General features: G+C 33.9%; 16 protein-coding genes and 3 tRNA genes. 3 read left to right on the top strand and 16 right to left on the bottom strand.

The window, feature by feature from the left end; genetic code table 11:
* Window positions 1-109: 109 nt before the first annotated feature.
* From GUU89_RS14435 to GUU89_RS14385, 11 genes are all read right to left on the bottom strand, one after another.
* The gene (locus GUU89_RS14435; protein ID WP_162128568.1) at window positions 110-940 is read right to left on the bottom strand and encodes a hypothetical protein; all 831 of its coding nucleotides are present in this window, start codon (window positions 938-940) and stop codon (window positions 110-112) included.
* Window positions 937-1,713, bottom strand: coding sequence for a hypothetical protein (locus GUU89_RS14430; RefSeq protein ID WP_162128567.1), 777 nt, complete (start codon window positions 1,711-1,713; stop codon window positions 937-939). Before GUU89_RS14430 ends, GUU89_RS14435 begins: the two co-directional genes overlap by 4 nt.
* A gap of 192 nt (window positions 1,714-1,905) precedes the next feature.
* The gene (locus GUU89_RS14425) at window positions 1,906-2,247 is read right to left on the bottom strand and encodes a hypothetical protein (RefSeq protein ID WP_162128566.1); all 342 of its coding nucleotides are present in this window, start codon (window positions 2,245-2,247) and stop codon (window positions 1,906-1,908) included.
* A 20-nt stretch (window positions 2,248-2,267) separates the two neighbouring features.
* The gene (locus tag GUU89_RS14420) at window positions 2,268-2,798 is read right to left on the bottom strand and encodes a hypothetical protein (protein WP_162128565.1); all 531 of its coding nucleotides are present in this window, start codon (window positions 2,796-2,798) and stop codon (window positions 2,268-2,270) included.
* A gap of 438 nt (window positions 2,799-3,236) precedes the next feature.
* The gene (locus tag GUU89_RS14415) at window positions 3,237-3,410 is read right to left on the bottom strand and encodes a hypothetical protein (RefSeq protein WP_162128564.1); all 174 of its coding nucleotides are present in this window, start codon (window positions 3,408-3,410) and stop codon (window positions 3,237-3,239) included.
* Window positions 3,397-3,768 carry a hypothetical protein gene (locus tag GUU89_RS14410; RefSeq protein ID WP_162128563.1) on the bottom strand — a complete coding sequence of 124 codons (372 nt, stop codon included), beginning with the start codon at window positions 3,766-3,768 and terminating at the stop codon, window positions 3,397-3,399. The genes GUU89_RS14415 and GUU89_RS14410 overlap by 14 nt, the downstream gene beginning before the upstream one ends.
* A gap of 23 nt (window positions 3,769-3,791) precedes the next feature.
* Window positions 3,792-3,998 carry an excisionase family DNA-binding protein gene (locus tag GUU89_RS14405; protein WP_162128562.1) on the bottom strand — a complete coding sequence of 69 codons (207 nt, stop codon included), beginning with the start codon at window positions 3,996-3,998 and terminating at the stop codon, window positions 3,792-3,794.
* Between the two features lie 112 nt (window positions 3,999-4,110).
* Window positions 4,111-4,983 (bottom strand): hypothetical protein, encoded by an 873-nt coding sequence (locus GUU89_RS14400; RefSeq protein WP_162128561.1) that lies wholly within the window; start codon window positions 4,981-4,983, stop codon window positions 4,111-4,113.
* 88 nt (window positions 4,984-5,071) lie between these two features.
* Window positions 5,072-5,155: transfer RNA gene (locus tag GUU89_RS14395), tRNA-Leu, on the bottom strand.
* A 40-nt stretch (window positions 5,156-5,195) separates the two neighbouring features.
* Window positions 5,196-5,268: transfer RNA gene (locus GUU89_RS14390), tRNA-Lys, on the bottom strand.
* 27 nt (window positions 5,269-5,295) lie between these two features.
* Window positions 5,296-5,368: transfer RNA gene (locus tag GUU89_RS14385), tRNA-Lys, on the bottom strand.
* Between the two features lie 127 nt (window positions 5,369-5,495).
* Here GUU89_RS14385 and GUU89_RS14380 point away from each other — a divergent pair.
* Window positions 5,496-6,014, top strand: a complete 519-nt coding sequence (locus GUU89_RS14380; RefSeq protein ID WP_162128560.1) for a shikimate kinase — start codon at window positions 5,496-5,498, stop codon at window positions 6,012-6,014.
* Here GUU89_RS14380 and GUU89_RS14375 read toward each other — a convergent pair.
* Together GUU89_RS14375 and GUU89_RS14370 are read right to left on the bottom strand one after the other, a co-directional pair.
* Window positions 6,006-6,503: a phosphoribosyltransferase family protein gene (locus GUU89_RS14375; protein WP_162128559.1), complete on the bottom strand. Its 498-nt coding sequence runs from the start codon at window positions 6,501-6,503 to the stop codon at window positions 6,006-6,008. The two genes, GUU89_RS14380 and GUU89_RS14375, sit on opposite strands and share 9 nt — an antisense overlap.
* Window positions 6,504-6,521: 18 nt before the next feature.
* Window positions 6,522-6,905, bottom strand: a complete 384-nt coding sequence (locus GUU89_RS14370) for an RNA-binding S4 domain-containing protein (RefSeq protein WP_162128558.1) — start codon at window positions 6,903-6,905, stop codon at window positions 6,522-6,524.
* A 79-nt stretch (window positions 6,906-6,984) separates the two neighbouring features.
* Between GUU89_RS14370 and GUU89_RS14365 the strand changes: the two genes are divergently transcribed.
* Window positions 6,985-8,025, top strand: a complete 1,041-nt coding sequence (locus GUU89_RS14365; RefSeq protein ID WP_162128557.1) for an FKBP-type peptidyl-prolyl cis-trans isomerase — start codon at window positions 6,985-6,987, stop codon at window positions 8,023-8,025.
* Between the two features lie 48 nt (window positions 8,026-8,073).
* Here GUU89_RS14365 and GUU89_RS14360 read toward each other — a convergent pair whose 3' ends face one another.
* The gene (locus GUU89_RS14360) at window positions 8,074-9,027 is read right to left on the bottom strand and encodes a transketolase family protein (protein WP_162128556.1); all 954 of its coding nucleotides are present in this window, start codon (window positions 9,025-9,027) and stop codon (window positions 8,074-8,076) included.
* A gap of 4 nt (window positions 9,028-9,031) precedes the next feature.
* Window positions 9,032-9,877, bottom strand: a complete 846-nt coding sequence (locus tag GUU89_RS14355) for a transketolase (RefSeq protein WP_162128555.1) — start codon at window positions 9,875-9,877, stop codon at window positions 9,032-9,034.
* A gap of 188 nt (window positions 9,878-10,065) precedes the next feature.
* Here GUU89_RS14355 and GUU89_RS14350 point away from each other — a divergent pair, with 188 nt between their 5' ends.
* Window positions 10,066-10,467: a response regulator gene (locus tag GUU89_RS14350; RefSeq protein WP_162128554.1), complete on the top strand. Its 402-nt coding sequence runs from the start codon at window positions 10,066-10,068 to the stop codon at window positions 10,465-10,467.
* A gap of 221 nt (window positions 10,468-10,688) precedes the next feature.
* Here GUU89_RS14350 and GUU89_RS14345 read toward each other — a convergent pair whose 3' ends face one another.
* Window positions 10,689-12,158, bottom strand: coding sequence for a lipopolysaccharide biosynthesis protein (locus tag GUU89_RS14345; protein WP_162128553.1), 1,470 nt, complete (start codon window positions 12,156-12,158; stop codon window positions 10,689-10,691).
* Window positions 12,159-12,172 lie beyond the last annotated feature (14 nt).

Raw genomic sequence — 12,172 nt, 5'->3', positions numbered from 1 at the left:
AAGTAGATAGAAACAAATATAATCAAAAACACGAGAATACACTAAATGGGGCAAATAACACCTAATAAAAAAAGACTGCCAAGATCAGTCTTTGTAATTTATTTAATGCTTATTTTGCTTCAGCAAACGTTTCATAGATTTTGTTGGACAACCGCGCTACTTCTATGCCTATATTTTCTGTGCCATAAATACAAAGATTAGTATATGCCCTTTCACCTTCCTTTTTGATTCTCCAAATATTTTGATGAATTCCTTCGTGATTACGATTCCAAGTCATTGCTTTGATACCGATACCTGCTAAATCCGGATTATAGCGTATTCCAAGATCGTGATTAGCAAAAATTACATCATGATCGTTTTCCATTAGTACTTCTACACTAGCAGGTACCCTCAATACCCTTTTGTTAGCTTGGATAACATGCTTTTCAAAATAATTTTCGAACCTCGAATCGTTTCCAGAGGCTACTCTAAATAGCTGCGAGCCGCTGTATTTTGATAGGTAATCGTTTAATGCTCTTTTTCTAATATTTAATGCTGAAAAAAACTTAAGTGCTTCCTCAAGTAGCTCTCGTTTAAAAAATATTTTTCCAAAAATCTTCTCTGCATTATCACTAAGAATTTTGCTTTTAATCTCGCCATCAAAAATCTTCCTAGAAACTAAATCCAATATTTCTGAAAAAGTACCGTATTGAACTGTATCATTGAATTTAACCACAATATAGCTTTCGTCGTCAATATTTGCGGGTAATGGCTTGTTTAATTTAACAATTGAATCCCGATTATAAGATTTTGAGTCAAACTCACGGAAGCCCATTATTTGCTTGTTATCTTTTGATAGCTCATGGAAGAAGAATTTCTCGGCTTCAATATAAACCGGAATTAAAAAACCACTCGCAATGACTTCATTATCTAAATAACCGTAAAACTTCATCTTTGTCATAATCCGCCGTTATTTTTAATATGACTTTTAACAATTTTTTTAATTTCTTTATAACTTGATTCTACAGGGTCTGTCATTCTGTTAGAGTAACTTTTTACGTCACACCCATAGCGTGTTTGTAAAATGGTTTTTAATTGATTGAAGGTAATATTACCAGTAGAAAATTTTAAATCAAACTCGGGCAGAATCACTAATTCCAATCCATTACTAAAATGAAAGGGAAAATCATAAATTAACTCAATTGCACTTTTTCGGCCATCTAACTTGTCATTACGGTCATCTGCAATCATCTCTAAATAGCCCTTGATTGCCGGAATACCATCATCAGGCACAGCAGATTTGTTCTTTTCATCATAGTAAGCCGCATTGTTCTCAAAAAAATGATTAATGACCCTATAAATGTAATCATTATTCCCACTAAAATCAAAATCGTCCAGCGTTAATTTAGTATTAAAAAAATACTTTTCCATACGGTCATGGTGAAAAGCACCAGAATCAAATGGGAATGACTTGACTGGTTGTATAGTAGGTTTTTTAAAAACGAAACACATTGGAAATGCATCATGTTTATTCAGCTTAAAGGCAGCCCTACCATAGAAAATATATAAGTAATGTTCACCAAAAACTTCACATTTTTCAATTAGGTAATCATTGGAAATTCCATTTTTAGCAAGGAATCCTTCTATGTTTTTTATATTAGCTATATGGTTAACAGGCATTTCAGGAATTGCACATTCATCAATAGCACTGACATAATCGTTAAAAATCCCCATAATTATATTAGTTGATCATTCTATTTCAAGTTTAGTAAAAAAATCAATTTAATATACATTTTCTTTCATTTATTTGAAATAACTACATAAGTATTCTTTCTTAACGTTGCTCAAAATTTAGATTTGTTATGCACTTTAATATTGTGTTTGAGATGATACATAAATTTCTACTAAAAATATGCCCATAATTTATTAACTGACTTCTTCAATTACAACACCAATACAAATGCTATCTAAAAGGTGATTATCTTCAAAATCTAATCCAGTAAATATCATTTTTTGTGTCATCCCATTTTGCAACAACCCAATAAAATGTTCATTGTATTTTCTTCCCGAGTTATCAATCTCTAATTGGAAATCTCGCTCTTCAATTAGAACATTGTCTTTATTAAATAATGAAACAACCATTCTAACTTTTTTAGGGCTTCCTTTAATTGGAACAAAATGTAAAAATTGATAAGTATTATCTTTTATCAATGAATCAAAAGTAAATTGATTGACACCTTCAGGTGTATACGCTGTGAAAGTTTCCATATATAGAATTGTTAAAAGGTTTAATAATCTCTTCCTTGAAGAATTCTTTTTCTGTCTTTGGTCTGCAACTCATTGAATTTGTCAATTTTTGCCTGTAAATCATCAGGAAGTTTTATTTGTCCAAATAAGGCAACATAAATTTCATATTGCAATTTAAAGGTATATTTTTTTGACATGTCATAGCTTGTTTGCCAAGGTGAGTAGGTTCCATCTAGATTCTTCACCCGATGCTCTTTTTTTATTGTAAAGTTTACACGAAATGGTCGTTTATCATTAACGATTTCATATGTCAAAGTTTCTTTATAAGTATCGCTTTCAGAATACCATTCGCAAAATCCTCTGCTTTCACTTTCACGTAAAACTTTTTGGTATTCTTGTGCGCCCGAAACGTTCATGGCTTCATAGACCTGCGGTCTTTCGGCGTTGTAGGGTTTATTTTCAACTAATGACTTTTGATATCGTTCAATCTCATCCAGTAAATCTCTTTTTGATTGAGCTACTGTATTTTGAATAAAAGCTAAAATAAATAATGCTAATTTAATAGTTTTCATATTGTCGGTTGGTTTACCCTGTCCCAAGAGTTTTAGAGATTAGATAAAACCAACAGCGTGGGACAAACTCATTACCCAACTCCGCTGGTACCGGCAAGCACCCGAAATATAGATAAGAGAAGCCCACGCCTTGCGAGAGCGACTGCTTAATAATCTATATTTCTTCTGAAGTTTGCCGGTTTCGCGGAGAAAGACTATTAGCTTACGCTATTGATATTTACAATGTTATATATTCTTTATTCTATATTGTTTTTTTTAAATTTCAATTCAAATATATTACATTTTCAATGTAAAAACGATACTATCAATAGATTCATTAAAAATAAAACTGCATTGCAATTAAATGTAAAGCGCATATAAACTAAATAAAAATAAATTCCATCCATATTGATACACATTAATCCGTATTAATTTGGATAGATAATCAAAATGAAAATCTTATTTTTCATCTTTTTGCACTTGGTGTAAGTAATTGTAGGTGCAAACAGCAGCTGATAGAACTAAGGCTGTGAATAACAAAATAGTAACTGTTTTTAATCTGTTGTTGCTTTCAATCAAGGACTGTCGTTGAATATCCGGTGTCACAATTTCAATATTTCTAATATCTATCATTTTTCAAAATTTTTATTTGTTGATTCGGTAATTTTATGATTATAAACTCATATACACATGGGCTGGGTTTACCTTCCCATTTCTCAAAGTGGGTCGTTAAATTGAAATTATATCCTCTGCCTTTTAAAAACTCCTCGTGAACAATAGTTTCTGTTTTATTTCCAAGAAGTTCCTTAAGTATATTTCTATTTTTATGGAGTGGTCGGTCTATAAATGCTCTTTCAAGTTTCAATTTACTGGCCTTATCATTATTGTATTTGATTCTGTTTTGAGGACTAGCAAAGCGTTGAGAGATTTTTTTAGGAATAAACTCTTCGCCTGAATATAAACACTTTATGGGTTTTTTATTATCGTTCATTTTAAACTTAATTTCAATAAAATTTATAGGGTATTTTGAAAATTTGGCTTAACCGCATTGATGTTTTCCTCAGTTAATGAATCGGAGTATATAAGGACACGCTTTCCGAGTTTAAAAGCTTTTATTCGATTGTCCCGGATTAATCTGTCAATGGTCTTTGTTGATACTTTTAGATATCCTGCAGCTTCAAAGCGATTAAAGAATTTTTCAGAATTACTAGTATTTTCCATTGGTATTTATTTTAATACAACGGTACAAGGTTATGAATAAACAGAAATATAAAGCGTCCTATTTTCAAACTTATAGTTTTAAATAGGACGCTTTAATTAAATATTTTTTCATTTATATATTCACCATTTTCAATCGAAATTTTTTGAAGCGATTGATTAATTCTGAATCAGATAATTCATAACCCAATAATTCCCGGTAAAAAAAATTACAAGTAATTAATTTAAAAAAGGGTAATAGGAACTTATTTTTTTTCTTTGAGCTTAATGAAGGATCTAAAGGGATATTATTTTCAATAATGTCATTTAGTATTTTAACTATTTTCTTTTCGTCATCGTATTGTAAAATTTCAGAAAGAATATCTTGAATTAGATTGATATCATTAGTCTGAAACGATTCATAATAGGCATTCACATAATTGACTTTTGAATAATAATTAATCTTTGTGTAATTTGAAGTTTCTAGATCGGATTGATATTTACAATACTGATCATAATGGCTTTTAAAATCCATAACTTCATTGAATTTACCAATTGAATGACAATAGATTACTTTCGATAACTTTATGAATAAATATTTATAAGTGAATGTTATGATATCGTTTAAAAATCTTTTGCGATTGATAGATATTCCAATATCAGAAAGATATTCCAATTCATTTTCTATGTCATTTAGATTTAACTTTAAATTTGTGATTACTACAAATTGATTTATATCCATTATTGATTGAGAAGTAATGTCTTTTCTGGAAATTACTTTTTTATCGTTTTCAAATACTCTTCTGAAGGAATAGGGCAGTATCGTTTCCAATAAATGTTGATTTCTAATTTCGATATTGTTTATTACGTCTACAAAATCTCCATAGGAGTCAAAATGATTTGGATAATAAATTAAATTATTTATATCTTCAATACTAAATAACCTATTGTTATTTAATAAGTTGAATTTATGTATTGGAAATGTTGAGCCATTTGTATATATTGGCATAAGAATAAATTTATGTCACAAAAAAGTCACACTAAGGTATAAAAAAATCCCGAAACCTTGTATATCAAGTGTTTCGGGATTATAGCCGTGACCACGATGGGATTCGAACCCACACGTCCTTTCGAACACCACCCCCTCAAGATGGCAAGTCTACCAATTTCTCCACGTGGCCTAAAAAAGTAAAGACGTTGCAATGCAACGTCTTTACTTTGTGACCCGACTGGGGCTCGAACCCAGGACCCCAACATTAAAAGTGTTGTGCTCTACCAACTGAGCTATCGAGTCTTTAGCATCAAAATAAAAGAAAAATTGTGACCCGACTGGGGCTCGAACCCAGGACCCCAACATTAAAAGTGTTGTGCTCTACCAACTGAGCTATCGAGTCTTTTTCTTTTCTTGAATGCGGGTGCAAATATAAGGCCTTATTATTTATATTTCAAAGCAATTTTATTATAAATTTACCTTTTTTTAACAATGGTTGTTAACGGCTTAATTTATAAGGTTTTATTGCGATGCAGAAAATAATTTTGATAGGTTATATGGGGGTCGGTAAGACCACTATTGCCCAATTATTGGCTGAAAAATTAAATTGGGGTTGGGTTGATTTGGATAAAATAATCGAAGAGAAGGTAAAATTATCCATTCGGGAAATTTTTGAAAAGCACGGTGAAATCTATTTCAGAAAGATGGAACATGAACTTTTTAAACAATTAGTCCAAAACGATAAAAAAATAATCATCAGTACCGGAGGCGGAACACCATGTTATGCTAATAATCATTTACTTTTAAACGGTGAAGGCATAGAATCAATTTACTTAAAAGCTTCGATAGGTACTATTTTTGACAGATTGAAAGAGGCTAAAAGCGAAAGACCTTTAATAGCTAACCAAACCGAAGCCGAGCTGAAAGAGTTTATAGCCAAAAATCTATTTGACCGCAGTTATTTCTATATTCAGGCCGCTCACAAAGTTGATATTGACGATAAAAATCTGGCTACGGTTGTTGATGAAATTTTCGACCTGTTACACTAAATAAGCATAATTGTTATCCGTTTCAAACACTACGTGTACATGTTCTTTGGAAGATGTTGAAAGTGAAATGCCTTTAAAATCAGCTTTTACCGGAAATTTTTTGTGATTTCGATCTACTAAAACAGCTGTTTTAAATTTCTTAACGGGCACATCCAAAAAGTGTTTGACTCCATACACTAATGTAGTTCCTGAGTTTAAAACATCATCAACCAAAACAATTCCTTTATTGCTGTATGCTTCTTTAGCGATTGAAGTTGTAATTGGGTTGAACGGATTTTGTTTATCTATTTTTACTTCGCATAGCGACACTTTTAGAGTAGAAATTTCTTTTAGTGCTGTATTTATTTTTTCTGCCAAAACATAGCCATTATTAGCTATTCCGGCCAAAATGATTTCCTCTTCATCAGCAAACGTTTCATAAATCTGATAGGCTATCCTTTTTATTTTATGCTCAATCTGTTGGTGATTTAAAATGATGTTTAGTTGCATGTTTAGTATGTTGTTGGTTTATTCTTCGTCTTTAATAAAATCTACTCCAAAGCCATCTATATCTCTTCTGTCTTTTTTGGTTGGTCTTCCTGTGCCTGTTTTTCTGTAATGTTCTTTGGATAGTTTTAGTAGCTCTAAATGGGCAAAAGTTTCGGAAGGGGTATCATCTTTTCGGTAAATATCCACCAATTTAGCGCCAACACGATTGGCAGGAATGTCTAAAACAGTTATTTCATATGTAATTTGGTCTTTTCTAAAGGTGACTTTGTCTAAAGGAAAAACTTCCCGAGACGCTTTGGCTACCTGACCATTGACGGTAATTTGATTTTTACGGCAGGCTTCGGTAACCATGTTTCTGGTTTTGTAATAACGAACACACCATAAATATTTATCCACTCTCATTTTTTTTCCAAAATCAACGTTAAATTGTTTACAAAAATAAATCAATATTGTATCTTGCGAGCCTAAAAATCAAATAAAAATGAATAATTTTTTCAAGTCGGTATTGCTTTTTTTTCTTTGCCTTTTTGCGGCTTCCTGTTCGAAAAGTGATAGTAGTACTGAGCCTCTTCGTGATTATGCTCAACAGTATGCAAAAGATAATGAAAATATAGTAGCGTTCATGAAATCGCACTATATGACCGTAGTGCATAACCCGAGTGGAAATGACGATCTGGATGTGGTTTTTACGAAAATTCCAGAAAATGGGCCACAAGTATCGATTTGGGATCAAACCGAATATCCTATAGATACGCATGTAGTTACCATAAAGCAAAATGATACAAATGTTACCTACACAATATATTACATAGCTTTAAGAGGAAAAATTGACAGGTCCACATCACCTGCCGAAGAATTGGAAAAAGCACCGTGTAATGTAGATAATGTTTTGGCGGCTTACCGTGGTGAGTATATTTATAACGGAACAGAAGGAATCATATCAAAACAGTTTGAAGAGTCAAACAATCCGGAAACGTATTTTAATTTATACGGAGGCGTAATAAGAGGATGGACAGAGATTTTTCCAAATTTCAGAGCCGGTAGTTATATCAGTAATTCTGATGGCACGGTTTCCTTTTCTAATTTTGGTGCTGGGATAATGTTCCTTCCGTCAGGACTGGCTTATTATTCAGGAACTGGCGGCAGTTCAACATTCCCAGCTTATTCCCCTTTAATTTTTACCTTTAAATTGCTTGAAATTAAAAGGAATGATCAGGATTCAGATGGCATACCATCCTATTTAGAAGATTTGAATAATGATGGATATATGGCCACTTTAGAAACAGGTGTTAGTAATCCAGATAACACGGATCAAGATAAAGTAATGATGCCAAACGGAAAATATACCAGAAATGATGAAATTCCGGATTTTTTGGATGTTGATGATGATGGAGATGAGATATTGACCAAAATTGAAATCAAAAATCCCGCTACCGGATTAGCTTATCCGTTTGCTGATATTCCGACATGCGGAAGCAGTGGAAACGGTAAGAAACGCCATTTAGACCCTAGTTGTCACTAATAAAAAAGCCGCTCATTGAGCGGCTTTTTTTATGTTGTTTAGGTTATTTTATTTTCTTTTGATTACTTTTTCAACAGCCGCTACGATTGCTTGATTGTTTAGCTTGTATTTCTCCATCAATTGTTCCGGTGTCCCACTTTCTCCGAAGCTGTCGTTTACTGCTACAAATTCTTGTGGTTTTGGATTGTGAAGTGCTAAAACACGCGAAACACTTTCGCCTAAGCCCCCAAGAAAATTATGTTCTTCAGCCGTAACAACACAACCGGTTTTGGCAACCGATTTTAAAATTGCTTCTTCATCTAATGGCTTAATGGTGTGAATGTTGATGACTTCTGCCGAAATACCTTTAGCTTCTAAAGCTTCAGCGGCAATTAATGCTTCCCAAACTAAATGCCCGGTAGCAATAATAGTTACATCAGAACCTTCGTTTAGCATAATGGCTTTTCCTATTACGAAAGGTTCATCAGCAGGGGTGAAGTTAGGCACAACCGGACGACCAAAACGCAAGTAAGCCGGACCGTGGTGCTCAGCTAAAGCAATCGTCGCCGCTTTGGTTTGATTGTAATCACAAGTATTAATCACAGTCATTCCCGGTAACATTTTCATCAATCCAATGTCTTCTAGAATTTGATGTGTAGCACCGTCTTCACCAAGTGTTAATCCGGCGTGTGAAGCACAAATTTTCACGTTTTTATCTGAATAAGCTACTGATTGACGGATTTGGTCATAAACTCTTCCAGTAGAAAAATTGGCAAACGTTCCGGTGAAAGGAATTTTGCCACCAATGGTTAAACCGGCTGCAATTCCAATCATGTTAGCTTCAGCAATTCCGATTTGGAAAAAACGCTCCGGATGATTTTTCTTGAAATCGTCAAACTTTAACGAACCGATTAAATCAGCACAAAGGGCTACTACATTTTCATTTTTTTGTCCCAACTCAGTCATTCCTGCACCAAATCCTGAACGGGTATCTTTACTTCCTGTATTTTCGTATTTTTTCATAATTCTAATAATCTCCTAAGGTTGCCGGATTTTGAGCCAATCCATTAGCTAATTGTTCATCATTGGGTGCTTTGCCGTGCCATGCGTGAGTGTGCATCATAAAATCAACGCCATTCCCCATTACGGTGTGTAACAAAACACAAACCGGTTTTCCTTTACCGGTTCTGCTTTTGGCTTCTTCCATACCGGCAATAATAGCTTCGATGTTGTTGCCTTCTTTGATTTCTAATACTTCCCAATCAAACGCTTCGAACTTGGCTTTTAAATTACCCATATTCAACACTTCATTAGTAGAACCGTCAATTTGCTGACCGTTATAGTCAATCGTAGCAATTAGGTTGTCTACTTTTTTTGCAGAAGCATACATGATGGCTTCCCAGTTTTGTCCTTCCTGTAATTCACCATCACCATGAAGTGAATAAATCAAATGGTTATCACCGTTTAACTTTTTAGCCTGAGCTGCTCCAATAGCTACTGACATTCCTTGTCCCAAAGAACCTGAAGCAATTCGAACTCCCGGTAAACCTTCGTGAGTAGTTGGATGCCCTTGCAAACGAGTATTGAGTTTTCTGAACGTAGCCAATTCTGCTACCGGGAAATAACCGCTTCGGGCCAAAACGCTGTAAAAAACCGGCGAAATGTGACCGTTAGACAAGAAGAATAAATCTTCTCCCTTACCGTTCATGTCGAAACCCGGGTTTCTTTGCATTAAGTGTTGGTATAACACGGTGAAAAATTCGGTGCAGCCTAAAGAACCACCCGGATGTCCCGAGTTTACAGCATGTACCATACGAAGAATGTCTCTTCTTACTTGTGTTGTGAAATCTTGTAATTGTTGAATGTTAGCCATTACATGTAGTTAAAATTATTCGGTGTCAAAAGTAATTCTATTTTTTGCGAAAGGCAAAAGTTTTACAAATTAGTTATCAAGTAGTTTCAAGCCATCAACAAGTTGAAATTATGTAACAACGTGCATTTATTTTATAACATCATTGTAGCAAAATCGCATTAGTTTTATCTTCTCAAATCTACATAGTTATGAAAGTATCACAAACGATTTATTATCTTGACGATGATATAGACGATTTAGACTTCTTTAAAGAGGTTGCTGAAAGCCTGGGGCATACGGTCAAAGTTTTTTTGGATGGCAGTAAAATGCTATTCATTTTAGAAAACATAGATGAAAAGCCCGATGTTATTTTTTTGGATGTTCATATGCCGATACTCAATGGGGAAGAAATTCTTAATGTGATAAAACGATCTGATAATTTAAAAAACATTCCCATTGTTATGGTGTCAGGGGCTTATCCACGAAAAATGGTGCGCAACTTTTTGGATTTAGGGGTTAACTATCTAATGAAAAAACCGCATGTCAACGATTATAAAGCTGCTGTTGAAGAAGTGTTAAGTAGTTATTTAGACAATCAGCAAGCTGTATAAAAGCTAATTGTCTTTGTAGTGAGGCGTCAAATAGAGTGTAAATTGCTCTTTTAACGAGTATTACCGTGTTTCATCGATTTAATGCTGTAGCATTGAAATTTAAAAATACTTTTGACTTGTAATCGGAAACGATTTAGATACTATACTTACTTAAGTTAAAGATAATACGTCAAAAACAAAAATCAAACACTTTTGAAAAGCCATCTCCTCGAGATGGTTTTTTATTTTAAGATACCAATGATTTTTGACCACTTTTCAACCACTACATTAATTTCTTCCGAAAGGTGCGCTTTATAAATCAACACGAGATAAAGCAATGAAAGTAATACCGATTTGAGCCCAATGTTGATAATCGTGTGAAATGGAAAATCCCAAAAATAGAACAGTACAAAGCAAAGAGCTAAAATCCCCAATGATGTGATGGTTTTTGAGGTAAACGGATACAAATTCATTTTCTTAATTACAAAAAAGAGTTTGGTAGTGTTGTACATTACTATGGTAATCAAAGTCGCCAAAGCCGAACCTTCAATACCATACAGCGGAATGAAAATCATATTCAAAACAATCATCAAAACGACAGTGGCTATGCCAAATAAAAGTACGGTTCGATAATATTTGGTATTGACAATAATAGAATTATTATTTCCCAAAAGCACATCATAGAATTTGGATAAGCCAATCATAAAAACAATAGCAATGCCACCACTGTAATCTTTCGGAATCAAATGATACATTTCTTTGATGTTGACAAAAATAAGTATCATGATAAAACCGCCAATTACCTGAAGATTGATAGCGCTTCTTTTATATAAATCATTGAGTTCATCGTGTTTTTTTTCGACCATCAATCGGGCTGTGATAGGAGCCACAATTTGAGTCATGGCACGACTTGGTACGGCAATCACTGTAGCTATAAATATGGCAACGGAATAGAGGGCATTTTGGCTGACTGCCAAGTATTTTGCAATCATTACTTTATCAAAATCAATCAGCATTACGGCAACACCGCCCGATACGATTATGAAGCAGGAGTAGTAAATAATATCTTTCAGGTTTTCGGGAATAGCGAATCGGAGTACCGGCCTTTTTACTGAAATAGCATAAAGCTTCATCGCAACCAATTGCCCAAAATAAGTCAGGGCTACACTATAGACAAAAGTTTCTTTTGACAGCCAATTAAAATGAACGCCTACAAGAAGTCCCATTATGATAAGACGGACGAGGATTTCGTAAATGAATGTTGCAGCAACCGACTTCATGTGCACTTTTGCCCAGGCATAAAAAACTTCAGTATAGGCTGAAAACATCCCAATCAGAGGAATAAGCCAAAAGAACGGTTTTAGAGTTGGATTTTTTTGGATCCAAGTGTGTGAAATTTCATCGTAGAACCCATAAAATACTAACCCTAGCGGAATGATTATAGCCAATGGCAAAATGAGCATAAACGTTAGAAATTCATCCCGTTCTTTTTGATTAGCATAAGAAGAAAAGAATCTAATCAATGTGTTTTGTGCACCAAAGGCCATTATAGGCATCAGAATATTGGCTCCGGAAAGAACAGTGTTCACGATGCCATAATACTCTTTTTCAAGAAAATAAGTATAAAAAAACAAGGCATTAACGGCACCAATTCCGAAACCCAGAAAAGTGATGATGGTGTTTTTAATGGATTGGTTTTGAACAATGCCCATGTTTTGCTTTAGGA

The organism is Flavobacterium phycosphaerae, assembly GCF_010119235.1.
In the GTDB taxonomy this organism is placed as follows: domain Bacteria; phylum Bacteroidota; class Bacteroidia; order Flavobacteriales; family Flavobacteriaceae; genus Flavobacterium; species Flavobacterium phycosphaerae.
This window is presented reverse-complemented; position numbering and strand designations above follow the sequence as displayed.

What these genes read in the sequence shown, in the direction of transcription:
- GUU89_RS14435 (WP_162128568.1), bottom strand. Translation starts at nt 940, where the DNA reads ATGACAAAGATGAAGTTTTACGGTTATTTAGATAATGAAGTCATTGCG.
- GUU89_RS14430 (WP_162128567.1), bottom strand. Translation starts at nt 1,713, where the DNA reads ATGGGGATTTTTAACGATTATGTCAGTGCTATTGATGAATGTGCAATT.
- GUU89_RS14425 (WP_162128566.1), bottom strand. Translation starts at nt 2,247, where the DNA reads ATGGAAACTTTCACAGCGTATACACCTGAAGGTGTCAATCAATTTACT.
- GUU89_RS14420 (WP_162128565.1), bottom strand. Translation starts at nt 2,798, where the DNA reads ATGAAAACTATTAAATTAGCATTATTTATTTTAGCTTTTATTCAAAAT.
- GUU89_RS14415 (WP_162128564.1), bottom strand. Translation starts at nt 3,410, where the DNA reads ATGATAGATATTAGAAATATTGAAATTGTGACACCGGATATTCAACGA.
- GUU89_RS14410 (WP_162128563.1), bottom strand. Translation starts at nt 3,768, where the DNA reads ATGAACGATAATAAAAAACCCATAAAGTGTTTATATTCAGGCGAAGAG.
- GUU89_RS14405 (WP_162128562.1), bottom strand. Translation starts at nt 3,998, where the DNA reads ATGGAAAATACTAGTAATTCTGAAAAATTCTTTAATCGCTTTGAAGCT.
- GUU89_RS14400 (WP_162128561.1), bottom strand. Translation starts at nt 4,983, where the DNA reads ATGCCAATATATACAAATGGCTCAACATTTCCAATACATAAATTCAAC.
- GUU89_RS14380 (WP_162128560.1), top strand. Translation starts at nt 5,496, where the DNA reads ATGCAGAAAATAATTTTGATAGGTTATATGGGGGTCGGTAAGACCACT.
- GUU89_RS14375 (WP_162128559.1), bottom strand. Translation starts at nt 6,503, where the DNA reads ATGCAACTAAACATCATTTTAAATCACCAACAGATTGAGCATAAAATA.
- GUU89_RS14370 (WP_162128558.1), bottom strand. Translation starts at nt 6,905, where the DNA reads ATGAGAGTGGATAAATATTTATGGTGTGTTCGTTATTACAAAACCAGA.
- GUU89_RS14365 (WP_162128557.1), top strand. Translation starts at nt 6,985, where the DNA reads ATGAATAATTTTTTCAAGTCGGTATTGCTTTTTTTTCTTTGCCTTTTT.
- GUU89_RS14360 (WP_162128556.1), bottom strand. Translation starts at nt 9,027, where the DNA reads ATGAAAAAATACGAAAATACAGGAAGTAAAGATACCCGTTCAGGATTT.
- GUU89_RS14355 (WP_162128555.1), bottom strand. Translation starts at nt 9,877, where the DNA reads ATGGCTAACATTCAACAATTACAAGATTTCACAACACAAGTAAGAAGA.
- GUU89_RS14350 (WP_162128554.1), top strand. Translation starts at nt 10,066, where the DNA reads ATGAAAGTATCACAAACGATTTATTATCTTGACGATGATATAGACGAT.
- GUU89_RS14345 (WP_162128553.1), bottom strand. Translation starts at nt 12,158, where the DNA reads ATGGGCATTGTTCAAAACCAATCCATTAAAAACACCATCATCACTTTT.